Annotated in this window: 21 protein-coding genes; 14 read left to right on the top strand and 7 right to left on the bottom strand. The window is 57.4% G+C overall.

The window, feature by feature from the left end; translation table 11 throughout:
* Positions 1-4: 4 nt before the first annotated feature.
* Together DPA2511_RS16230 and DPA2511_RS16225 are read right to left on the bottom strand one after the other, a co-directional pair.
* A complete protein-coding gene (locus DPA2511_RS16230) occupies positions 5-874 on the bottom strand; it encodes a queuosine precursor transporter (RefSeq protein ID WP_015854827.1) in 870 nt (289 codons plus the stop codon).
* Positions 875-1,489, bottom strand: coding sequence for a helix-turn-helix domain-containing protein (locus tag DPA2511_RS16225; RefSeq protein WP_015854826.1), 615 nt, complete (start codon positions 1,487-1,489; stop codon positions 875-877). It lies immediately after the preceding gene.
* A gap of 975 nt (positions 1,490-2,464) precedes the next feature.
* Here DPA2511_RS16225 and DPA2511_RS16220 point away from each other — a divergent pair.
* Positions 2,465-2,971, top strand: a complete 507-nt coding sequence (locus DPA2511_RS16220; RefSeq protein WP_015854825.1) for a TIGR00645 family protein — start codon at positions 2,465-2,467, stop codon at positions 2,969-2,971.
* A 176-nt stretch (positions 2,972-3,147) separates the two neighbouring features.
* Here DPA2511_RS16220 and DPA2511_RS16215 read toward each other — a convergent pair whose 3' ends face one another.
* Positions 3,148-5,406 carry a molybdopterin-dependent oxidoreductase gene (locus tag DPA2511_RS16215; RefSeq protein WP_015854824.1) on the bottom strand — a complete coding sequence of 753 codons (2,259 nt, stop codon included), beginning with the start codon at positions 5,404-5,406 and terminating at the stop codon, positions 3,148-3,150.
* Between the two features lie 1,086 nt (positions 5,407-6,492).
* Here DPA2511_RS16215 and DPA2511_RS16205 point away from each other — a divergent pair.
* From DPA2511_RS16205 to DPA2511_RS16155, 11 genes are all read left to right on the top strand, one after another.
* Entirely contained in the window at positions 6,493-6,849 is a 357-nt protein-coding gene (locus DPA2511_RS16205; protein WP_015854823.1) for a glycine dehydrogenase, read from the top strand.
* A 40-nt stretch (positions 6,850-6,889) separates the two neighbouring features.
* Positions 6,890-7,246, top strand: a complete 357-nt coding sequence (locus DPA2511_RS16200; RefSeq protein WP_015854822.1) for an SFCGS family glycine-rich protein — start codon at positions 6,890-6,892, stop codon at positions 7,244-7,246.
* Positions 7,247-7,248: 2 nt separating this feature from the next.
* The gene (locus DPA2511_RS22000) at positions 7,249-7,503 is read left to right on the top strand and encodes a DUF4312 family protein (protein ID WP_404821605.1); all 255 of its coding nucleotides are present in this window, start codon (positions 7,249-7,251) and stop codon (positions 7,501-7,503) included.
* 108 nt (positions 7,504-7,611) lie between these two features.
* The gene (locus DPA2511_RS16190; protein ID WP_015854820.1) at positions 7,612-8,388 is read left to right on the top strand and encodes a DUF4311 domain-containing protein; all 777 of its coding nucleotides are present in this window, start codon (positions 7,612-7,614) and stop codon (positions 8,386-8,388) included.
* Between the two features lie 13 nt (positions 8,389-8,401).
* Positions 8,402-9,049, top strand: coding sequence for a DUF4310 family protein (locus DPA2511_RS16185; RefSeq protein ID WP_015854819.1), 648 nt, complete (start codon positions 8,402-8,404; stop codon positions 9,047-9,049).
* Positions 9,050-9,089: 40 nt separating this feature from the next.
* Entirely contained in the window at positions 9,090-10,223 is a 1,134-nt protein-coding gene (locus DPA2511_RS16180; RefSeq protein ID WP_015854818.1) for an amidohydrolase/deacetylase family metallohydrolase, read from the top strand.
* Positions 10,207-11,328, top strand: a complete 1,122-nt coding sequence (locus tag DPA2511_RS16175; protein WP_015854817.1) for a DgaE family pyridoxal phosphate-dependent ammonia lyase — start codon at positions 10,207-10,209, stop codon at positions 11,326-11,328. Before DPA2511_RS16180 ends, DPA2511_RS16175 begins: the two co-directional genes overlap by 17 nt.
* Positions 11,325-12,065: a 2-dehydro-3-deoxy-phosphogluconate aldolase gene (gene dagF, locus DPA2511_RS16170; protein WP_015854816.1), complete on the top strand. Its 741-nt coding sequence runs from the start codon at positions 11,325-11,327 to the stop codon at positions 12,063-12,065. The genes DPA2511_RS16175 and dagF overlap by 4 nt, the downstream gene beginning before the upstream one ends.
* 109 nt (positions 12,066-12,174) lie before the next feature.
* A complete protein-coding gene (locus DPA2511_RS16165) occupies positions 12,175-14,100 on the top strand; it encodes a BglG family transcription antiterminator (RefSeq protein ID WP_015854815.1) in 1,926 nt (641 codons plus the stop codon).
* 54 nt (positions 14,101-14,154) lie between these two features.
* A complete protein-coding gene (locus DPA2511_RS16160; protein WP_015854814.1) occupies positions 14,155-15,048 on the top strand; it encodes a LysR substrate-binding domain-containing protein in 894 nt (297 codons plus the stop codon).
* A gap of 57 nt (positions 15,049-15,105) precedes the next feature.
* Positions 15,106-15,549 (top strand): NUDIX hydrolase, encoded by a 444-nt coding sequence (locus DPA2511_RS16155; RefSeq protein WP_015854813.1) that lies wholly within the window; start codon positions 15,106-15,108, stop codon positions 15,547-15,549.
* On the opposite strand, the gene DPA2511_RS16150 is transcribed toward DPA2511_RS16155, so the two are convergent.
* Positions 15,546-16,268 carry a sulfite exporter TauE/SafE family protein gene (locus DPA2511_RS16150; RefSeq protein WP_015854812.1) on the bottom strand — a complete coding sequence of 241 codons (723 nt, stop codon included), beginning with the start codon at positions 16,266-16,268 and terminating at the stop codon, positions 15,546-15,548. The genes DPA2511_RS16155 and DPA2511_RS16150 overlap by 4 nt on opposite strands.
* A 306-nt stretch (positions 16,269-16,574) precedes the next feature.
* Between DPA2511_RS16150 and DPA2511_RS16145 the strand changes: the two genes are divergently transcribed.
* Both DPA2511_RS16145 and DPA2511_RS16140 read left to right on the top strand, forming a co-directional pair.
* Positions 16,575-17,402, top strand: a complete 828-nt coding sequence (locus DPA2511_RS16145) for a hypothetical protein (RefSeq protein ID WP_015854811.1) — start codon at positions 16,575-16,577, stop codon at positions 17,400-17,402.
* A 695-nt stretch (positions 17,403-18,097) separates the two neighbouring features.
* The gene (locus DPA2511_RS16140; RefSeq protein ID WP_015854810.1) at positions 18,098-18,391 is read left to right on the top strand and encodes a hypothetical protein; all 294 of its coding nucleotides are present in this window, start codon (positions 18,098-18,100) and stop codon (positions 18,389-18,391) included.
* A gap of 115 nt (positions 18,392-18,506) precedes the next feature.
* Here DPA2511_RS16140 and efeB read toward each other — a convergent pair whose 3' ends face one another.
* The 3 genes from efeB to efeU are packed head-to-tail and all read right to left on the bottom strand — an operon-like array spanning position 18,507 to position 21,802.
* The gene (efeB, locus tag DPA2511_RS16135; RefSeq protein ID WP_015854809.1) at positions 18,507-19,802 is read right to left on the bottom strand and encodes an iron uptake transporter deferrochelatase/peroxidase subunit; all 1,296 of its coding nucleotides are present in this window, start codon (positions 19,800-19,802) and stop codon (positions 18,507-18,509) included.
* An 11-nt stretch (positions 19,803-19,813) separates the two neighbouring features.
* Positions 19,814-20,938 (bottom strand): iron uptake system protein EfeO, encoded by a 1,125-nt coding sequence (gene efeO, locus DPA2511_RS16130; protein ID WP_015854808.1) that lies wholly within the window; start codon positions 20,936-20,938, stop codon positions 19,814-19,816.
* A gap of 18 nt (positions 20,939-20,956) precedes the next feature.
* Positions 20,957-21,802: an iron uptake transporter permease EfeU gene (gene efeU, locus DPA2511_RS16125; protein WP_015854807.1), complete on the bottom strand. Its 846-nt coding sequence runs from the start codon at positions 21,800-21,802 to the stop codon at positions 20,957-20,959.
* Between the last annotated feature and the right edge of the window lie 53 nt (positions 21,803-21,855).

Genomic DNA, 21,855 nt, shown 5'->3' with positions numbered 1-21,855 from the left:
TCACTCAGTTCCTTGCTGGTATGGCATTGATATAAGTTCTGAACAGTCTCCGTGTACCGTAGATGGGGCCGACGCCCAGCACCGCGTAGACCACTTTGATCAGCAGTTGCGACATAATCATCACCTTGATGACGTCAACGCTCAGCACATTATAGAACGCCACGGTGCAGAAGATAACGCTGTCGACCGCCGAGGCGGTGACGGTGCTGGTGATCACACGAATGAACAGGTAGCGCGACTTGGTCAGGATCTTGATTTTATGCAGCACCCAGGCATTGATGTTTTCTGAAATCAGGTAGGCCAACGAGGAGGCGACCAGCACGGACATGATGCTTTCGACGATACCGTTATAGGTTTTCCCGAATTCCCATTCCGGCAGGCTGGGGGTAAGGCTGGTGCACCACAGGCTGAGCACAAAGAACAGATTGGAGAAGAACGCAATGAAAATGGTGCGGCGGGCAAGACGTAACCCATAGAATTCATTGAGAATATCGACAAGTATGAAGGTCAGCGGATAGATAAATATCGCGGTCGGAACCACCATATTCAGCCAGGGGACGAAAATAGGCTTGCTGCCGGCGATGTTGGAAAAAATATAGATGACGCTTAGCGCCACGCTGATCAGTAAATAGGCATACCAGGAGCGCTCGTTGCGATCGGCGATTTCATAGGCCGTGGTGATCTCCTTGCCGGAATAGAGCTTTTTATAAAGCGCATTGAGTTCATGCCGGCTGAGATCATCGGATATTTCGCTGTCCACCAGTTCCTTGAGGTTCATATTGATGGTTTTGCCGGTGGACAACACCATGACATTGGCGGAGAGCTCCCCGCTGTGATTGAACCCTAACAGTTTGAATTTCTTGTTCGAATCCATTTAAAGCCTTTCCTCAATGATATAACCGAGCAGGGTGAATCCGGTCGTTCTTTTCCTGTCGGTCATAGAGAACGGGTCGGGATGCTCGACGATAAAGCCTGTCTTCTCGGAATAACACAGCATCGGCGTATTCATCACCAACGCGGGTGGGCGACGGATAACCAGGACGGAGCCGGGTGAAAAACCGGTTCCGATCGGGGATTCGATTTTGACCGCCACCATGTTGGACTCTTCGCCGAAGAAATAGGTGAGCGGGTACTGCACGGCCAACTGGCCTATTTTGCAGCGTAGCGTCGACAGCAGATCGGATTGGGGGATGATGGGGATCGCGGACGGATTCTTATTGCCTTCAAAAGACAGGGTATTGTTGAGTTGTTCAACCCTTTCCAAATCATAATCTTCAATTTCTTCGCAGGACACGCCGAAAAAATCGGAAATGCGATTAATCGTTGCCTGTTGAACCCGATTAACTCGCCCATCCAGAATTTTATAGATTGTTGTGCGGGTAACGCCGGTTCGGTTGGAAAATGACGCCTTGGTTTCACCCCGGGTACGCATCAGGTATTCAATATTTTTAATGATATTAATTTTACGCTGAGCATTTGATGTTTTCATGTTCATCCCTTTCAAGACACGTTCCCAGACGCGACCATCTTAAGCGCAAATGTTGGCGTCATGTACCTTTTTAAGTATGAATTTATGCGATGCGGCGAACACCTTCCTCAGGTAAAAAAAGCGTGAACAATCAATAAAAGGTAAGTGTTATTAATTTGTTTATGACGGCTGTTACTTGGATCTCTAAAAGGAAACACTAAATGAAATTTTATGTATATTAATGTGTTGACTTAAACATTTGCGTTGATATACCGTTTAGGCACTGTGATGAGTTTTGATACAAACCCATCACATTAATAATGAATAAACAAAGCGTTCTTTTTGCGCCTGACCGGGAAGTACCGGCATTTTCCGGGGCTTGAAAACCGACAGAAAAGCACCCCGAAACGGAATGCCCAGCCGTGCACTGAAAGGCGGATGCTTCACGGCAGGCGCGGTTTTTCTTCATTTTGATTAACGGAGCACTGTCATCCCCTAACACCAGGGAGCCCAAGAAAGGATGCTTGTATTTCCGGTTGTGTGAAAATACAGGGAACGTGAATCCTATCTGATGCCAGCGATGACAGTCTCTATGGATATGCCCCGGTAACGGGGCATATTTCTGATGAACGTTTTTCCTTCCTGCTTTTCCCCTGCTTCTGCCGTTTAGCGCGTTGAGCGTATTCGCATTGAACAGCAATTATTGCCCAATCACCGTGCTCCCTTGGTCTCTTGATACCGACCTGAAATCTGCTGATGGCGGTGGAATATTGCGTGCCGGTTCGCGCCTGAACCCCGTGTTGAGATGTAACGGTGTGAGTGAGCCGGAGAGGCGGCGCCGGCCTCAGTCAATGCACCGAAAGCCGGAGGTAAAAACGGTGATTTTTATGATTATTTTCTTTTAAATCATTGTGATGTCGAATTTTATAAATTGATAACACCCGATTAGCATTTTTCGCTATGATGCTGCCCTTCTCCCCAGGTTTTGTGAGTGTTATGGAACGTTTCCTTGAAAATACGATGTATGCGGCTCGCTGGGTATTAGCGCCGGTTTATCTTGGTTTATCGCTGGGCTTGATAGCGTTGGCGATCAAGTTTTTTGAAGAGATCTGGCTGGTATTGCCGAATGTGTTTTCCATCGCCGAGTCCGACCTGATCCTGATGCTGCTTTCGATGGTGGATATGACGCTGGTCGGCGGCCTGCTGGTGATGGTGATGTTCTCCGGTTATGAGAACTTTGTGTCGGCGCTGGATATCGGTGAGGACAAGGAAAAACTCAACTGGTTGGGCAAAGTCGACTCCGGTTCGCTGAAAAACAAAGTCGCGGCGTCGATTGTCGCCATTTCCTCCATCCATCTGCTGCGGGTCTTTATGGATGCCAAAAACGTTCCGGATAACAAGCTGATGTGGTATGTGATTATCCATCTGACGTTTGTGCTGTCGGCGTTCGTTATGGGCTATCTCGACCGATTGTCCCGTCAGGATAAAAACGCCGCCCACTAACCGCTCGTTCTATCGGATACTGCCGCGTGCTTTAGCGCGAAGGTATTGCTGATACGCCGGGGAAAAAGCCTCCAGAAAAAGGCGTTTCCCCGGCGTTTTTTTATTTTACAGATCAGTATTGTACAGATCAGTATCGTACAGATCGGTATCTGTACAGCGCGGTTGGTTAGGCCGCATCAGGCCGCAATAACCTCCACCAGACAACTCATGGCGTTCGGCCCCTGCGTCAGCGGCGAACTGCCCATATCCCGCGTCAACACGTTGGCATTGCCGGATTGCTCGACCTCGAGCCATTCCGTCTGACCAAACCCAGGATTGAACCAAGCGCCGGTGGCCATGATCACCACGCCCGGCGCGACGCCGTCGGTAATCTGCACGCCGGCGTAAATCCGGCCGCGGTTATTGCGCACCTCCACCCGGCTGCCGTCGGCAATACCGCGTGTCTGTGCGTCCTGCGGGTGCATGTAGAGGGTTTCGTGCCCGGCGGTTTTATTGGCCGCCACCTGCGGCGTACTGCCCAACTGGCTGTGCAGCCGGTCGGCGGGCTGGATGGAAATAAAGTGCAGCGGCCATTCGCTCACGCCCGGAGCGCCCAGCCATTCCACCGGCGGTTGCCATTGCGGGTGCGGCGCGAAATCGGTGTAGCCATACCCGGCGATGGTATCGCTGAACAGCTCGATTTTGCCGCTCGGCGTTTGTAATGGGTGCGATTGCGGATCCTGCCGAAATGACTCGAAGAACACGAATGGCGCCTCGTCCATCGGGATCTCCACGTATCCCTGCTGCCAGAAGCCGTCGAAATCCGGCCAGTTTCCCCCCGCCGCACCTTGACGCTTACGGCAATCATCATACAGCGTCTCCAGCCATTGGCGCTCACCACGCCCCTGCGTGAAATCGCGGCCATAGCCGAGGCGTTCCGCCAGCTCGCTGAAAATGTCGTAGTCGTTGCGCGCCTGATGTTGCGGCGCAATCGCCTGATGCATGGCGAAAATGAAGCGATCGCGGGAAGAACCGCCCAGATCGTTGCGTTCCAACGAGGTGGTGGCGGGCAAGACGATATCCGCCATCTGCGCCGCCGCTGTCCAGACGATATCCTGCACCACCACGGTATCTGGTCGCCGCCAGCCCTCCACCAGCCGGTTGAGCTGTTGGTGATGATGGAACGGGTTTCCGCCAGCCCAGTGGATCAAGTGGATGTCGGGATAAGTACGGGTCTCGCCGCAGAAGGTGTAGGGTTCGCCGGGGCGCAGCAGCATATCGGCGATACGCGCCACCGGAATGGCCTGCCCAGGGTTCGGCGCCGACGGCGACGTAGGCGCGGGCGCGGCCATACGCTCGTTACCGACGCTGTTCATCGAGCCGTGGCCGAAAGAGAAACCGCCGCCCGGTAGCCCCACCTGTCCCAGCATGGCGGACAACGCGATCATCATCCAGTAGGGCTGCTCGCCGCGATGGGCGCGTTGCACCGAGTAAGCACAGGTGATGAAACTGCGCACGCCGATCAACTGGCGGGCCAGCCGCTCGATACGCGCCTGCGGAATGCCGGTAATAGCGCTGGCCCACGCCGGCGTTTTGGCGATGCCGTCGCTGCGGCCGTTGAGGTAGTCGCGCAGTTGCGGATAGCCGACGCAGTGTCGCGCCAGAAAATCCCGGTCTTCCGCTGCCAAACGCTGGATTTCGTAAGCCAGCGCCAGCATCAGCGCCACATCGGTGTTGGGGCGAATCGGGATCCATTCGGCATCGACGAATGCCGGACAGTCATCGCGCATCGGGCTGATGTTGATGACCGGAATATGGCGCGCCACCAGCCTTTCCAGCGCCGGTTTTAGCGAATGATGGCCGGCGCCGCCGGAGGCGACCTGCGCATTTTTCAGCGCCAGCCCGCCAAAAGCGATAAACAATTGACAGTGTTCGGCCACACTGCGCCACTCGGTCACTTTGCCCGTCAGCGGGTGAAAGGTGCCGATGACATAAGGCAGAAAAAACTGCGCCGCGCCCCAGCTGTAATTGCCGGTCTGGTCAACGGCGCCGCCGCCGGAAAAATAGAAGCGACGCACCTGCGAGCGGGCATGATGGAAACGGCCGGCGGAAGACCAACCGTAGGAACCGGCGAACAGGCCGTCGGCGCCGTACAGTTCGCGGACGCGGCGGTTTTCCTGCGCCACCAGATCCAGCGCGGTATCCCAAGACACCTCCACAAAAGGTTCCTTGCCGCGCAGGCTGCGATCGCTATGCTCCCGTTTTTCCAGCCAAGAGCGGCGTACCGCCGGGCGGTGGATGCGTTTCTCGTTGTAGACCAGCGGCACAATCGACTCCAACATCGGCGACGGATCCGGGTCGTCAGCGAAAGGCTCGCAGCGAATCAGACGGCCGTCCTCGACGACGGCAGTGAATGCCCCCCAATGGGCGAGGTGTGGATAGCGCTGGATGGTCATAACGTCCTCAGTTTTTTTGCGGTGCGGTCGGCAGGTCAACCGGCGGTGTTTCTCATTATCGATTAGGATGATAACGATATGCGCAGGCTGTCGCCAGCGGGGGGTTATGTCATTCTTGTCTGCCTTATAACCCGTATACCCGTCATACTTCAGGCTGCAGGTGCGTTGGCGGCGTTTGCTCACCCGAATCACTGACTGGAGTAAGCTCATCGGGATTCGTGCGCTTGCCGCCTTCCTGCAACCCGAATTATTTAGGGTATACCCGTCAAACCTCAGGCTGCAGGTGCGTTGGCGGCGTTTGCTCACCCGAATCACTGACTGGAGTAAGCTCATCGGGATTCGCGCGCTTGCCGCCTTCCTGCAACCTGAATTATTTAGGGTATACCCATCAAACCTCAGGCTGCAGGTGCGTTGGCGGCGTTTGCTCACCCGAATCACTGGCTGGAGTAAGCTCATCGGGATTCGCGCGCTTGCCGCCTTCCTGCAACCTGAATTATTTAGGGTATACCCGTCAAACCTCAGGCCGCAGGTGCGTTGTGAAAGACGCGGATTATTTGGGGGAGATCACTGCTCCCAATAAACGCTTATTCCGATGAGGCGTTTCATTGGGTAAGCACGAATGATGGGTTAAACATATTGCTGCTTCGCGGGTGCGATAAAATATTCCATTCCTGTCGGCGGATTATTATTTAAACGGCATGGCCGTCGCTGTTCATCTTAGGCTTTGTGATGTTCTTCGCAGAATGAATATCTCCTGTTTTCAAAGACCAGAACTGGCATGCGTGTCCGTAAACTTACTGTTTTTCATTGTTTTTTCTTATGTGTCGTCATTTTTTGCTATAAGCATTTCTCATTTCTTCGGCGACGAGGAAATAAAACCGATGAGCGTAACATTCTGTTATTTATTCGCTATTTCTCCCTGAGCATTCTTCTCGCTGCGTGGTTATTTCCGCGGATCTGGTGGTGAAAAAATATTTCCACTTTGAAGCGGAAAAAGTGTGTCTACACATCGTGCCGGGGCGGCATTACTTTCTGAACAACACGAATGGCTGACATATATCCGTAACAGGAAACAGGAGCAACAAGGTGAGTAACGGAGCGGTAACGGTCAACGCGGCAGTAAGCCCTGAGGCGATTCAACAATTGGCCGATCGCGTGATGGCGCAAATCGGCGGTCTGTTCGCCGCCAGAGCGATTACTCCTAACGGGGTGCAGCAACAGATGCTGCTGTCGCATGTCCGGGCGATGGCTCGACGTTCGCTGACGGGGGAGCCGCTGCCGGAGGTGGAGGAATCACTGTTTGAAGAAATTTCAGACAGTTCGATGCAACTGGCGCAGCAGGTGGTGGATTTGTTCGGCAATCTGCCGGTGGAGGAAAGCTGGCTGCTTTCGGTGCATTTTGAAGTCGCGAAAGAAAACGGAGCGTCGGAGGGCGGCGCCTGAGCCGTCAATGTGTCGACATGAATAAAACAAGGGGCGAAGCATGGTAACGGTAGTGATAGGCGATCGGTTGGGGAAAGGGCAGAAGGTTGCCGCAGGCGTGGAACGTGCCGGCGGCCGTGCCGTTGTCGTGCCGGGCGTGGCGGCGGACATGAAGCTGGGGGATGTGATGAAGGCGGAAGGCGCGGACTTCGGTATCTCCTTTTGCGGCAGCGGCGGCGCAGGCGCCATCACCGCGCAGAACAAGTACGGCTACAAGGCCAAACACGGGATGCGTTCGATTGAAGAAGGCGTGACCGCCATCAACGAGGGGGCGCTGGTGTTGGGCTTCGGCTTTATGGACAAAGAAGAACTGGGGGAAAAGCTGGTGCAGGCCTGGAATCGGAAATACGGCGGCTAACCATGAAAGAGCAATTCACGACCACCGTACACGTCAGCGGCAGCGGCGACAGCAAGGCCAAAGCGTTTTCCGACGCGCTTAGCCGGGTGCAAAGCACGCTTCTGCGCGCCACCGATAAGGTGCTGCTGCGTATTGAGCCCCAGGACGTGAAGGTGCTTCGAGCCCAGGAACAGGTAAAAACGAAAAATTTCTGTTCTTTTTTCTGGCGCGGCAACGTCGGTACTACCGGGTTGAGCTGGAAATCACCGTCAGCGTGACCGCTATCAACACCCAGAGTGTGACGTTCACGACGACGGAATAGCGCGCGTTTCCGCACTGCGGAACGGGCATAACAATGTGGGGCGATAAAACGAAAGGAAAAACAGATGTTTTTAATAATTTTGTTGAAGTCGTTAATCATCGGGGGATTGGTTGGCGTAGGGGTCGGCGCAGGTGCCGCCCGCATGTTTCATGCGCCGGTCACGCAAGGCATGGGGGCGTTTCGCACCTTGGGGGAGCTTAACTCCTGCGAGGGCGATCCGGCTTCCCATTTCTCATTCGGGCTCGGGTTTTTCTTCAATGCCTGGGCATCGTCGGTGGCGGCGGGTTCCTTCACGCAGGATGTGGATCACCGCATTCTGCCGAACTGGGGCGCAGCAGCACTGATGATGAAAAACCGCAACGTCGCCGAGACGCTGCACGACCCGAAAAAAATGGCCATCGCCTGCGGCATCGTCGGCATGGTGGTGGTGGCGTTTCTGAACTCCACCGCCTCCGCCGTACCCGCAGCGTTGCAGGTGACGGCGGTGAAAGTGCTGGTACCCGCCGCCAACCTGCTGGTGAACACCGTGATGCCGGTGATTTTCTGGCTGGCCGCTATCGATGCGGGCAAAAAATCCGGGTTCTGGGCCACCATTTTCGGCGGATTGGCGCAGTTGATTATGGGCAACGCCGTACCGGGGCTGGTACTGGGCATTCTGATCGGCAAGGGCGTGGAAGAGAGCGGCTGGAACAAAGTCACCAAGGTGATGATGGCGTCCATCGTGCTGCTGTTCGTGCTGAGCGGTTTCTTCCGCGGCTTTGATATGAAACTGCTGCAGTCGTTCCAGTTGGGCATTCCGGACTGGATGACGCTGATCCACAACGCCCTCAGCGGCAAGTAACAGGAGCGAGACAATGGACGAGACGAAAAAAGGTTTCTGGTACGCCGACTGGTCGTTCCCGATTTTTGTCGGGTTGCTGTCGGCCGGCGTGTTCGCCGGAACGCACATGTACTACCTGTACGGCATCGGTGCGTTTAACGAAGTGGCGTTCGTATCCATGCTGCGATCCGGCATTTCCACCGGCGTGTACGGCGCGGTGGCGGCGTTCGGCGCCAGCTTCCTGTTTGCCCGCATCATCGAAGGGTCGCTGGTGGGTATTCTGGATATCGGCGGCGCGATCCAGACCGGCGTCGGGCTGGGCGTACCGGCGTTGCTATTGGGCGCCGGCATCGTATTCCCGGTGGCGAACTTTGCCGCATCATTGCTGACCGGTCTGGTGCTGGGGCTGGCGATTGGTTACGTCATCATTCTGGCGCGCAAGTTTACCGTCAACCAGAGCGATTCCACCTACGGTGCCGATGTGATGATGGGCGCGGGCAACGCTTCCGGCCGTTTTCTGGGGCCGTTGATCATCCTGTCGGCCATGTCGGCGTCGATCCCCATCGGGCTGGGATCGTTGGCCGGCGCATTGCTGTTCTACCTCTGGAGCAAGCCGATTACCGGCGGTGCGATTCTGGGGGCGATGATGTTGGGCGCCATCTTCCCGGTCGCCATCAGTTGAATCTGTTCCGGCTGGCGCGGCCAGCCGGTCAGGAGGATCTATGTTCGATCTGATTATTCGCCGCGCCCGTCTGCCCGATGAACGGCAGACGGATGTGGCGATCCTCGACGGCCGGATCGCCGCCGTCGGCGAGATCGTCGGCGCGGCGCGGCAGGAGCTGAGGTTAGCGCAGGACGTGTACCTCAGCGCGGGCTGGATAGATTCGCACGTACATTGCTATCCGACGTCCCCCATTTATCACGATGAACCGGATCGCGTCGGCATCGATACCGGCGTGACCACCGTCATTGATGCCGGCAGCACCGGCGCCAACGATGTGGATGATTTTCATGCGCTGGCGTCGCAGGCGTCTACCCGGGTACAGGCGCTGCTCAATGTCTCCCGTATCGGGCTGATTACCCAGGCGGAGCTGGCCAATCTCGACGATATCGACGGCGATGCCGTCTGTGATGCGGTTCAGCGGCTGCCTGATTTTATCGTCGGTCTTAAAGCGCGCATGAGCAGCAGCGTGGTGGGGCGCAATGGCATTGAACCGCTGCGCCGCGCCAAGGCGATTCAACAGCGCTGCGGCGGGCTGCCGCTGATGGTGCACGTCGGCAATAACCCGCCGGATCTGGATGAGATCGCCGGGCTGTTGAGCGCCGGCGATATTCTGACCCACTGCTACCACGGCAAGCCGAACCGGATACTGACGCCGGCCGGCGAGCTGCGCGCGGCGATGCAAGCGGCGCTGGCGCGCGGTGTGCGGCTGGATGTAGGGCACGGCTCCGCCAGCCTCAGTTTTGAGGTAGCGCGGCAAGCCATCGCCCAGGGCATCCTGCCGGATACCATCAGTTCGGATATTTATTGCCGCAATCGGCTGGATGGCTCCGTGCGCAGTCTGGCGCATGTGATGTCCAAATTTCTCGCGCTGGGCATGACGTTGCCGCAGGTGATCGACCGGGTAACGTGCAACGCGGCGCAAGGGCTGCATTTACAGCGCCGAGGGTGTCTGTCGCCGGGGTTCGACGCCGACCTGACGCTGTTTAGGTTGCGTGACGGCGCTGTGCCGTTGACGGATTCGGACAACGTCCTGCTACAGGGGAATTGCACTCTGATACCACTGGCCGCCATGGTGGCGGGCCAGTGGTTTATGACCGATGAAGGAAAAAAGCATCATGTCTTCAATGTATGAAAAGTACGGCCTGAAGCCGGTAATCAACGCCTCCGGCCGTATGACCATTCTCGGCGTTTCGACGCCGTCGGACGACGTGGCGGAGACCGTGCGTTACGGTCTCCGCCACTATTTCGAGATGAAGGATCTGGTCGATAAAACCGGCGCCTACATCGCCCGCCTGCTGGAGGTGGAAAACGCGGTGGTGGTGTCCTGCGCGTCGGCGGGGATCGCCCAGTCGGTCGCGGCGGTGATTGTCAAAGACAACGAGTGGTTGCTGGAAAACCTGCACGCGGAGCCGTTGACCGTTCCACACGATATCGTGACGCCGAAAGGCCACAACGTGAATTTCGGCGCGCCGGTGGGCACCATGGTGCAACTGGGCGGCGGTCGGTTGGTGGAAGCGGGTTACGCCAATGAGTGCTCCGCCGCGCAGCTCTCCGCTGCGGTAACGCCGCAGACCGCCGCGATTCTGTATATCAAATCCCACCACTGCGTGCAGAAAAGCCACCTCAGCGTGGCGCAGGCCGCAGCGGTGGCGCGTGAACACCAGGTGCCGCTGATTGTCGATGCCGCCGCCGAAGAGGATTTGCATTGTTATTACCGCGACGGCGCGGATCTGGTGATCTACAGCGGCGCGAAAGCGCTGGAAGGGCCCACCAGCGGGCTGGTGATCGGCCGTCGTCAATACGTCGAGTGGGTAAAACGTCAATCCGCCGGTATCGGCCGCGCCATGAAAGTGGGCAAAGAGGGCATTCTGGGGCTGACGCAGGCGATTGAAAACTATCTGAGCCAACGCCGCCCGAGCAGCGCCGAGATGGTGGCGAAGATGACGCCCTTTATCGACGGGCTCAATCAACTGCCCGGCGTACAGGCGAGCGTGGTGTGGGATGCGGCGGGGCGCGATATCGCCCGTACCGAAATCCGGCTGGACGAGCGTGTCATCGGCCAGTCGACGGCGGCACTGGTGCAGGCGCTGAAGGCCGGCGATGTCGCCATTTATTTCCGCGGCTACAAAGCCAACGAGGGCAAAGTGGAGGTGGACGTGCGCAGCGTTACGCCGGATCAGCTTGAAACGATTGTCGACCGTCTGCGTGCGGTTATTGCCGGAGGAGCACGCGCATGACGTTGACGCCGAAGTTTTATCAGGATCGTATCTGCCTGAACGTACTGGCCGGTTCCAAAGCCAATGCCCGTGAGATCTGGCAGGCGGCGGAAGGCTATGTGCTGGTGGGGGTGCTGTCGAAGAATTACGCCAGCGTGCCGGACGCGGTGGCGGATATGCGTGAGTACGCCGCGCTTATCGATAATGCATTGTCGGTGGGGCTGGGGGCGGGCGACCCGAACCAGTCGGCGATGGTCAGCGAGATTTCCGCCGCACTGCAACCGCAGCACGTTAATCAGGTGTTCACCGGCGTGGCCGCCAGCCGGGCGTTGCTGGGCCAATCTCAGACGGTGGTCAACGGGCTGGTGTCGCCCACCGGCGAGGTCGGCAAGGTGAAAATTTCCACCGGGCCGCGCAGTTCGCGTCAGGCGGACGGCATCGTGCCGGTGGCGACCGCCATCGCCATGTTGCAGGATATGGGCGGCAGCTCGGTCAAATATTTCCCGATGGGCGGACTGGCGGCGATCGACGAGTTCAGCGCCGTGGCGGAAGCCTGCGCCAAACAGGATTTCTGGCTGGAGCCGACCGGCGGCATCGATTTGCATAACTATGAAGCGATAGTCCGGGTGGCGTTGGACGCCGGGGTCAGCAAAATCATCCCGCACGTCTATAGTTCGATCATCGATAAAGCCAGCGGTGATACCCGCCCTGATGATGTGCGGGAACTGCTGGCGATGACCCGACGCTTGCTGGCGTAAGCCTGTCAGTATGTGGCGAGCGCGTTCCTGTTGCGTGGTCGGCATGATGACCCGAGCGGTATGATGAATAACGGGAGCGGCTGGCGCTCCCGAACGACGGATAACCACAGTGCGATTTTCCAACCCAAGACTGGCCCAATTGTTTGACCTGCTGAAAAACGAACCGCTGCCCCAGGATGAGCTGGCGCGGCGTCTTGCGGTATCGACGCGCACCGTGCGTACCGATATCTCGCAGATCAATGAGTTATTGGCGGAACATGGCGCGCATTTGGTGCTCAGTCGCGGGGTCGGGTATCAGTTGCAGATTCAGGATGCGCAACGCTACGCCTGCTGGGAAGCCACCCAGACCGCGGCGATGCCTACCCGCGTGCCGCGTACTTCAACGGAACGGGTGCAGTCGCTGTTGGTGCGTTTTCTCACCTCGGCGTTCGCGTTCAAGTTGGAGGATGTGGCCGAGCGCTGGTTCGTCAGCCGTCCCACCCTGCAAAGCGACATGGCGGAGGTGCGGGAGGTGCTGGGGCGTTATCACTTGTCGATCGAAACCCGGCCGCGCTACGGCATGAAGCTGCTGGGCAGCGAAGTGTCGATCCGCACCTGCCTGACCGATTTGGTGTACCAGATGGTGCAGGACGACGGCGGGGAGGCGCCGACACTGCCGTCGACGGCGCTGGATCGCGAGACGCTGAGCCGTTTGCAAGTGATTCTGCACGATGTGTTCTCGCGCAGCGGCATTCGGATGACCGACGAGGCCGAATGCTATTTGGGGCTGTATTGCGCGGTGGCGATCCGTCGCATCGGCGAGGGGTACCCGTTGTCCGACTTTACCGCCGAGGATGTGGACGACGACGTGCGGGAAGCGGCGCACCAGTTGATCAGCGTGATGCGCGCCATGACCGGCAAGGCGATTTCCGCATCGGAGGAAGCCTATCTGCGGGTGAACCTGGCGGCGCGCCGCATTCAGGAGCTGTCCGGCAATGCCAGCGCCATCAGCCCTGACGACGGCGAATCGCTGGTGGACTACATCCTGAGTTACATCAACACCCACTACAACTTCAACCTGCAGAACGATCCGCAACTGCGGGCGGATCTGCTGACGCACATCAAGACCATGATCACCCGAGTGCGTTACCAGATAACCATCCCCAATCCGCTGCTGACCAATATCAAGCAGCACTACCCGATGGCCTACGACGTCACGCTGGCGGCAGTGTCGAGCTGGAGTAAGTACACGCCCTATGTGATCAGCGAAAACGAAGTGGGTTTTCTGGTGCTGCATATCGGCGTCGGGCTGGAGCGGCACTACGACGTGGGCTACCAGCGTCACCCGCAGGTGCTGCTGGTGTGCGACACCGGCAATTCCACCATCCGTATGATTCAGGCCATGTTGTGGCGGCGCTATCCGCAAATGGTGGTGAACAACATTATCTCGCTGCGCGACTACCGTACTTTGCCGGAGGTGGAAGAGGATTTTGTCATTTCCACCACCCGGTTAGCGGAGAAGGGCAAACCGGTGTTGGTGATGTCGCCGTTTCCCACTGACTACCAGCTGGAGCAGCTCGGGAAGCTGGTGTTGGTGGATCGCACCCGGCCTTACATGCTGGAGAAGTTTTTCGACCGACAACACTTTTGCATCATCGATCAGCCGATGGATCAAGCGACGCTGTTCCGCACGCTGTGCGGCCAGTTGGAGCGCGAAGGGCGGGTGGACGGCGATTTCCACGCCTCGGTGGTGGAGCGCGAGGCTATCGTCAGCACCATGCTGGGGGAAGGTATCGCGCTGCCGCACTCACTGGGGCTGATGGCGCGGGAAACCGTGGTGTTTACCGTGCTGGCGCCGCAGGGCATCCCCTGGGGCGATGAAACCGCCTACGCGATCTTTTTGCTGGCGATCAGTAAAAGCGAATATGAAGAAGCGATGGCGATCTACGACCTGTTCGTCACCTTCATGCGCGAGCGGGCGATGGCCCGGCTGCGGGAATGCCCGGACTTCGACAGCTTCAAAGCGGTGGCGATGGACTGCCTGAGCCGTTTGTAGCAACGTCGCAACGGCAGTAGAGTGGGGCGGTGTCTTTTCGGCTCCGGAGATAACATGACTTCCCGCATTCCTCCCTTACCCGCCCTGAAAGCGTTTCTGGCCGCCTGCCGCGCCGGGAGTTATACCGCCGCCGCCGAAGAACTGCATATTACCCACGGCGCGGTCAGCCGGCAGATCCGTATTCTGGAAGCCTGGTTGGGGCAAACGCTGTTTGTGCGTTCCGGTCAGTGCATGGTGCCGACGCTGCACGCGCAGGCGTTCGCCAAAGAAATGGGCGATGCGTTGGCCGGTATCGATGAGGCCGCCCGGCGCTACGGCCGCGGCGAGGCGACCCAGCTATTGCGTATCAGCGCGCCCGCCACCTTTACCATGCGTTGGCTGGCGCCGAGATTGCCGGCGTTCTATCAGCACAACCCCGGCACCTTGATCCAGATCCATACCGCCACGACGCAACAACTGGCGATGACCAGCGGGTTTGATTTGGTGATCCGGCTCGGCGCGTTCAATAACGACCGCTTCACGGCGCAGCCGTTCATGAACGAATACTACACGCTGCTGGCGGCGCCTTCGCTGCTGGAACGACAGCCGCTGTATACGCTGGATGATCTGGCGGGTCACACTCTGATCGATACGGAGACGCGCCCCGGCTACTGGCAGCAGCTGTTCGACCTGGCGGGATTCATCGACCGCGGCAACCTGAACTGGCTGCGCTTCGATCATTTTTATGTCACTTACGCCGCCTTGATCGACGGGCTGGGCATCGCCCCGGCGCCGTTGCCGCTGTTGGCGCGGGACTGTGAACTGGGGCGATTGACGGCGCCGCTGGCATCGCTGCGTATCGCCCAACGCACTTATTTTCTGCTGACGCCCGCCGGGGTGGCGAAAACCCGGCTGCACCACCGGTTTGAGGACTGGCTGTTGGCGCAAGGGCGCGATAGCGGCGTCTGATTGTCATATAACCGGGCTACGCTGTGGGCGACGAGCGACAAAAGAAGTGGAAAATGAATGAATTACGTGCAGAGCATGCGGCGGTTAATCGGCCATCAACCACTGTTGCTGGCGGGATCGAACGTGATCATCCTTAACCGCGACCGCCAGGTGCTGTTGCAGCACCGCACCGACGGCTGTTGGGGATTGCCCGGCGGCTTGCTGGAGCTGGGAGAGTCGCTGGAGGATACCGCCCGACGCGAAGTGCGCGAGGAAACCGGGCTTGAGCTGAAGGATCTGGTTTTTCTGCGGGTGTTCTCCGGCCCCGAGCACTTTTTTACCCTGGCGAATCAGGATCAGATTTACGTCATTACCGCGTTGTATGTTTCCCGGCATTATCACGGCGAGATCCAGGTGGATAAGACCGAGTCCCACGACGTGCGTTTTTTCGATTTTTCTTCATTGCCGCCGCTGGGCGATGAATATCGCCATTACCTTGATTACTTCCTGACGCTGCGTTAGCGAGCGCCGCCCCACAGCATCGATAACCCGGCGATCAGCAGCATGGTGTCCAGCAGTCGCTGAAACTGGCGATCGGACAGGCGCAGCACGAAGCGTTTGCCGAGGAATACGCCGGCGACTTGCGTCAGCCCGATCAGCACGCCGTACAGCAGCGTAGTGGCGGGCAGGGCGCCGATCGCACCGAAGGTGGATAGTTTGGTGAGATAGAGCAGCAGCGAGGCCGCCGCTTCGGTGGCGATCAGCGCGCCTTTCAGCAATCCGTAGCCGGCGAATACCGGCAGCATCAGCGGGCCGGTGGAAAAAACCACGCCGGTGAGAAATCCCACCACGCCGCCTGCGGTCGCCAACTGGCCGTCCGTTAGGGTGACGGCGTGCTGTTGCGCCAGTCGGCGCAGCGGGATCAACAGCAGGAAAAACAGGCCGATGCACAGGCTGGAAACAGCGACCGGCATGATCCACAGCAGCCCTGCGCCGATAACGGCCGCCGGAACACCGGGCAGGCTGTAGCAGAGCAAGGCGCGTAGATGGATGGCGCTGCGCCATAACACGACTTTGGACAGGTTGCTCATCAGTGCGGCGATGGCCATGATGGGAACCGCGATCTGCGGGCTGAATGCCCAGGCCAATGCGGGCAGTAGCACGATCGAGCCGCCGGTGCCGATAATTCCGCTGAGGCTGCCGGCGAACAGGCCCAGCAGCATAATCATCAGGTCATTCATGGCGATACCCTCTCATGTCGATACCCTCTGTGGAAAAGACCCTCCGAGCATAACGGTGTGAAATGGGAATATCCCTGGCGAAAAAATCACATACATGTGAGTATTTTTCACACATTATTCGGGGGCGTCGTGCAGCCGGGGCGTTGTTTCGTATTATGATGAATAGCTTCTGAATGGCTTCTGAATGGCGTCAGGCGCGGGTTTTAGGGCCTGGCGAAAATAGCAGGCAATGGGGATGCGCGGGTCGGCCGTTTTTCGGCGCGGCGGAAGCCTCGATATCCTCCCAACATAACAAGGTGCTGCAATATGAATTTGGTGCATTTTCTTGGCAAACAAGTGCTTGGCGTTTTGGCTGCCTATCAGCACGGCAATGTGGTAATCCACGTTTGCGGGGTTTATCCCCGTAGTGACAATAGCCTAAAGGTGTTTTTCCCCAAGGGGCATGCACTGGCGGTGGGCGATCTGGCGACGCTGCATCTGGACAACCGTACCGGCGTGGATGAGTTCGATGCCAACATCTCGGTATACCGCGCCTCCTACAAAGGCCGGGTGGCCGCGGTGGAGGAGGACTGGGTGTTGCTGACGCCGCGTGAGTGCCAGTTGATGTACGGCCTGAGCGTAGTGCTGGAGATTCGTGAGCCGGGCTATGCCTATCCCCGTGATGAACGGCCGGAACATCCGGTGCCTTATACGCCGTTGCTGACCTTGCCGGACACCGAAAACCGTGATTTTTCCAACAAGGTGGGCGTGCTGGTGACGATGGCGGAAGAGCAGCCGCATACCACGGTACTGGCGTTCCTCTCCTCGGTGGAGGATGACGTTTTCCTGATTACCTTCCCGGAAACCTTCAAATCCAAACAGCTGAAACGCAATCCCCACTGTTTCTTCGCCATGGACGAGCGCGCACGTTACACCTTTGAGCGCTCAATCGAGTGGAATTACACCCTGATTGAGGGGGATGCCCACCTGATTGCCCATGACACGCCGTTGTTTGAGGAAGTTCGCCATGCCTTCATCAACAAGAACCCATGGGAAATGGCGTTTTTCCTGCGCGCCGATCTGGAGATGTACCACATCAAGAGCCGTCAGTTGGTGTGTCCGGGGTCGCGTCAGCCGATCAACGGCCACGATTGAGTATCAGGGCGAGTCTCTCGCTTAACCCGGCAGGCCGCACCGTAGTATTTGAGACGGCGGGCGATGCGTTAATGGGCAAAGACGGCGGCATCGTGATGCCTCTTCCATGGGGCTATGCCGCTGTTGTTTGGGATCGTTCCCGGGTTGAAACCTTCATCTCCGCTTGGTTCACGCCGATGGGCTCGCGGTAGTTGCCCGTAGCCGCACCGGCAAAGGTTTGCACCAACCTGCATGACAGGGTGCCGTCGGTGTTCGTTCGTCGGCATGACTCGCGGGAATCCGCGCATCGAAATTATCACCTATCTGCCACGCGAATTATTGGGGGTATAGATACGAGAGTGATATTGATGATATTTAAATGAATTATTCCTGATAATAACATTAATACTAATTAGACTAATTATTTGCTGTTGGTGGATGAGGTTTCATTGTTTAGTAAATATATTTTTTCGATTTTATTACTATATTAAATGCTATTTCTGTCCTTGCCGGTTATTCACTCCGCAACTACGCTTATTTCATCGTTCTTTGGGGAACAACCGAAGAACGAACTGGTATATACCTTGTGTTTTAATTGCTGGCGTATTGATGGCGCTCCTGGCTCTTATTTTTTCTGGGTTAATTTCGGAGGGCTCTTTGCGTTTGCAACTCAAATATTCAGGATGTGAATTTATCTACTTGATAAGGTGAAAATAATGGCAACTCAACTCGCTGGTGGCTGGACTCCGTTTCACGATCTGGATGCGACGGATAAATCGTTATTTGAAACCGTGGTAGGGCGCTTGCTGGGCGTGCACTACACGCCGCTGTTCGTCGCTACACAGGTCGTGAACGGCACCAATTATTCCTTTTTGACCAAAGCGGTAGCCGTTTATCCAGAGGCGCCGACTAAAATCGTCAAAGTCTATGTTTATCAGCCGCTGAAGGGCGATACGCATATTACCGCGTTTGAGGATGTGCCTCCGCAGCATACTACCCATACTTCCTGATATCAGGGCCGATAATACGGCGGAGTGGTATATCAATCCGGTGTCAATATGCACCGGATTGATGGTTTTTAATATCGATGGCGTCAGCGTTATCGTTATTTCTCGAATATTTACCTCATGAAAAGGATGTTGATAATAATCCGCTGGCCAGAAAGTCGTCGCTGTTTTTGACGCCCGGTAAAACAAAGAAATAACCGCCGCCGATCGGTTTAATATATTCCTCCAGCGGTTCGCCGTTTAATTTCTGCTGTACCGTAATAAACCCTTTTTCCAGATCGGACTGATAGCAAACAAACAATAACCCCATGTCGAGCTGACCGGAACGGGATACGCCGAGTGAATAGCTATAACCGCGACGCAGCATCAGATTCGCCTGTGTTTCCGGCGTGCGCGGGTTGGCCAGGCGAATGTGTGAGTCCAATGGGATCACTTTACCTTCTGGATCCTGGCTGTAGTCCGGTGTGTCGTGCTCGTTTTTCATACCAAGCGGCGCGCCGCTGTGTTTCTCACGGCCGAAAATGGTCTGCTGTTCCTTGAGCGGCGTGCGATCCCAAAATTCCACATGGAAACGGATGATACGCGCCGCCTGATAGCTGCCGCCGACAGCCCATGCCGGTTCGCCGGATTGCGGGGCGACCCAAACGATGCGTTCCATCAGCGTGGCGTCACCGCTGTCCGGGTTGCCGGTGCCGTCCTTGAAACCCAGCAGGTTGATCGGCGTTTCCTGGCCTTTGCTGCGTGCGGCATGTGCGGAGATGAACCCTTCCCGTTTCCAACGCACGCTGAGCAGATCCGGCGTCTGTTTGATGATGTCGCGCAGGGCGTGCAGTACGGTTTCGTTGGTATTGGCGCAGATTTGCAGCAACAGATCGCCGTGACACAGTTCGGCATCCAGAGAGTCGTTTGGAAAACGGGTCATACGCTGCAATTTCAGTGGCTTGAGTGTCTGTAACCCAAAACGATCGTCAAACAGCGATGCGCCGACGGAAACGGTGACGGTGAGATTATCCGGGTAGATCTCCGGGCCCATGATGCCGGAATCGAGGGGCGGCAGGCGCGGATCGATATCCTCTGCTTTGCCGCCCTGCGTCAGGAAGGCGATACGCTGCGTCAGCAGTTTGAACAGGCGGGTTAAATCCTGGCGATGGGGCGCCAGGATGTCGAAGGCAACCAGCATCATCGCCGCCTGTTGCGGTGTGAGCACGCCGGCCTGATGGGGGCCGTGGAACGGTTGCGTTTCCCAACGTTCATCCTGTGCCGTCTGCGGCTGCGTTTCCGCGTGCGCCGGACGGTTGCCGCCCAGCATCAACGCGCCACCCATCATGCCCAGCCCTTGCAACAGCCGACGACGTGCGGGAGACGCCGCCTGTTCACAGTGAGGCCCGCGGTACGGGCCGTTTTTGTCGCTCATGGTGCTTCGCCTTAATCCAGACCCAATACGCCGCGCAGTTGGGACAGGTCTTCCGCCAGCGTGGTGATCGGCCCTTTGAGTGCGTTGCGGTCGGCGTCGGTCAGTTTCTCGTAAGATTGATAGCCGTCTTGGGTTTTGTACTTCGCCAGAATGCCGTCTACGGTTTTGAAGTTGGCGTCGACCTTGCTCAACAAGGGCTTATTGGCCTTCTCCAGCAGTGGTCGCAGCAGGTTGACGATCTTCTGCGCGCCGTCGACATTGGCCTGGAAATCCCACAGATCGGTACGGCTATAGCGATCTTCCTCGCCGCTGATCTTGGTGGCGGCCACTTCTTCAATCAGCCCGGCGGCGCCACCCACTACCTTGGCGGGAGGGAAGGTCAGGCTGGCGATGCGTTTCTGCAGCTCTAACACGTCGCCGTACAGTTGGTCGGCGTACTGTTCCGATCCCTTGACCGAATGGTCGGCAAACAGCGCTTTTTCCAGACGATGGAAGCCGGTGAAATTCGGATCGGCGGCTTTTTTCTCATAGTCATCTTCACGGGCGTCGATTTTTTCATCGAGATCGGAGAACAGTTCGGCAATGGGCTCAATACGTTCATAGTGCTGACGGGCTACCGCGTACAGCTTACGCGCGTCGTCCAGTTTGCCGGCCTTGATAGCGTCGGTGAACTGCTTGGTCTGTTTGACCAGCTCGTCGACTTCGCGGATGACGTAGACCTTGTAATCGGCAATCGGGCCGACCAGATCGAGCACGCTGGTTTTCGCCGCCGGCGTATTTCCTGCCGCCGCCGTGACGATCAGCTTGCCTCTCGGATTACTGAGCAGGCCGCAGGTCATGTCGTATTCGCCGGTCTCCAGATTGGCGGTCATTTTCTGGGTGAAGCCCGGCGCGATATTTTCACGCTCCTCCACCACCATGACGCCTTTGAGAATTTCCCACTCCAGGTTTTTCTGGCTGGCGTTATACACCACGAACTGCGTTTTGCCCGCCGCCACCGTGACCTGCATCGGTTCGCACTGTTTATCATTGACGGTGATTTTGATCTGGGGGACATCCGCCGCCAGCGCATCAACGGCCGGGAAGGTCAGCAGTGCGGCGCACAGCGCGGAACGGCGAAAAAACGGTGTAGACATAGACAGATCCCTTTTCGATTAATGATGGGTATTACGCTGCGCCGGGGGCGATATTGTCACCGGGCGTCGCGGAAGGAAAAAGAACATCAGCGCCGGCAGCAGATACAGGAAGTAGACCACCACTTCGCTGACGCTGGGGGTTTCCTGATAGCCGAAAATGCCCTCCAGCAGGGTGCCGAACAGGGTGTGAGTGGACAGCGTGGCGCTGAAATCAAACGCCACTTCCTGCAAGTGATTCCACCATCCGGCTTCGTGGAAGGCGCGGATTGCGCCCGCGGCCAGCCCGGCGGCGACGAACAGGATGAACAGCCCGCTCCATTTGAAGAATTTGGCCAGATGCAGTTTTACGCCGCCCCAGTAGATCATCGCGCCTACGATGATGGCGCACAGCAGCCCGAGCACGGCGCCGAACGGCGCGGCGGCGCCGACATCCTGCTGAAAGGCCGCCAGCAGGAAAAATACCGACTCCAGCCCTTCGCGCGCTACGGCGAAAAATACCATCGCCACCAATGCCCAGCCCTGACGCTTACTGGCGCCGAGCGCCTGATCGATAGCGCCTTCCAGATGCAGTTTTACCGAGCGGGAAACCCGGCGCATCCAGAACACCATGTAGGTCAGGATGGCGACGGCCAGCACCGCCACGATGCCTTCGAACAGCTCCTGTTGTTTCTGTGGAAATTCGCCGGTGGTGGCGTTGATGAACAGGCCGAGCGCCAGACACAGCGTCACGGCCAGAGCGACGCCGACCCAGACCGCGCCCAACCACTGCTCGCGCTGGGTACGTTTCAAATAGCTGGCGATCAGGCTGACGATCAGCGCCGCCTCCAGCCCTTCGCGAAACATGATTAATAAGGGAACGAACATGGATGACCCCTTAACAAGCCCTACCGGCAGCGCCAGGGTTCAGGCGTAGCGAG

The sequence above is a fragment of the Musicola paradisiaca NCPPB 2511 genome, from assembly GCF_000400505.1.
Lineage (GTDB): Bacteria > Pseudomonadota > Gammaproteobacteria > Enterobacterales > Enterobacteriaceae > Musicola > Musicola paradisiaca.
This window is presented reverse-complemented; position numbering and strand designations above follow the sequence as displayed.

Bases quoted from the DNA above. Each gene is read 5' to 3' on its own strand.
- DPA2511_RS16230 (WP_015854827.1), bottom strand. From the start codon at position 874: ATGGATTCGAACAAGAAATTCAAACTGTTAGGGTTCAATCACAGCGGG.
- DPA2511_RS16225 (WP_015854826.1), bottom strand. From the start codon at position 1,489: ATGAAAACATCAAATGCTCAGCGTAAAATTAATATCATTAAAAATATT.
- DPA2511_RS16220 (WP_015854825.1), top strand. From the start codon at position 2,465: ATGGAACGTTTCCTTGAAAATACGATGTATGCGGCTCGCTGGGTATTA.
- DPA2511_RS16215 (WP_015854824.1), bottom strand. From the start codon at position 5,406: ATGACCATCCAGCGCTATCCACACCTCGCCCATTGGGGGGCATTCACT.
- DPA2511_RS16200 (WP_015854822.1), top strand. From the start codon at position 6,890: ATGGTAACGGTAGTGATAGGCGATCGGTTGGGGAAAGGGCAGAAGGTT.
- DPA2511_RS22000 (WP_404821605.1), top strand. From the start codon at position 7,249: ATGAAAGAGCAATTCACGACCACCGTACACGTCAGCGGCAGCGGCGAC.
- DPA2511_RS16190 (WP_015854820.1), top strand. From the start codon at position 7,612: ATGTTTTTAATAATTTTGTTGAAGTCGTTAATCATCGGGGGATTGGTT.
- DPA2511_RS16185 (WP_015854819.1), top strand. From the start codon at position 8,402: ATGGACGAGACGAAAAAAGGTTTCTGGTACGCCGACTGGTCGTTCCCG.
- DPA2511_RS16180 (WP_015854818.1), top strand. From the start codon at position 9,090: ATGTTCGATCTGATTATTCGCCGCGCCCGTCTGCCCGATGAACGGCAG.
- DPA2511_RS16175 (WP_015854817.1), top strand. From the start codon at position 10,207: ATGTCTTCAATGTATGAAAAGTACGGCCTGAAGCCGGTAATCAACGCC.
- dagF (WP_015854816.1), top strand. From the start codon at position 11,325: ATGACGTTGACGCCGAAGTTTTATCAGGATCGTATCTGCCTGAACGTA.
- DPA2511_RS16160 (WP_015854814.1), top strand. From the start codon at position 14,155: ATGACTTCCCGCATTCCTCCCTTACCCGCCCTGAAAGCGTTTCTGGCC.
- DPA2511_RS16155 (WP_015854813.1), top strand. From the start codon at position 15,106: ATGAATTACGTGCAGAGCATGCGGCGGTTAATCGGCCATCAACCACTG.
- DPA2511_RS16150 (WP_015854812.1), bottom strand. From the start codon at position 16,268: ATGAATGACCTGATGATTATGCTGCTGGGCCTGTTCGCCGGCAGCCTC.
- DPA2511_RS16145 (WP_015854811.1), top strand. From the start codon at position 16,575: ATGAATTTGGTGCATTTTCTTGGCAAACAAGTGCTTGGCGTTTTGGCT.
- DPA2511_RS16140 (WP_015854810.1), top strand. From the start codon at position 18,098: ATGGCAACTCAACTCGCTGGTGGCTGGACTCCGTTTCACGATCTGGAT.
- efeB (WP_015854809.1), bottom strand. From the start codon at position 19,802: ATGAGCGACAAAAACGGCCCGTACCGCGGGCCTCACTGTGAACAGGCG.
- efeO (WP_015854808.1), bottom strand. From the start codon at position 20,938: ATGTCTACACCGTTTTTTCGCCGTTCCGCGCTGTGCGCCGCACTGCTG.
- efeU (WP_015854807.1), bottom strand. From the start codon at position 21,802: ATGTTCGTTCCCTTATTAATCATGTTTCGCGAAGGGCTGGAGGCGGCG.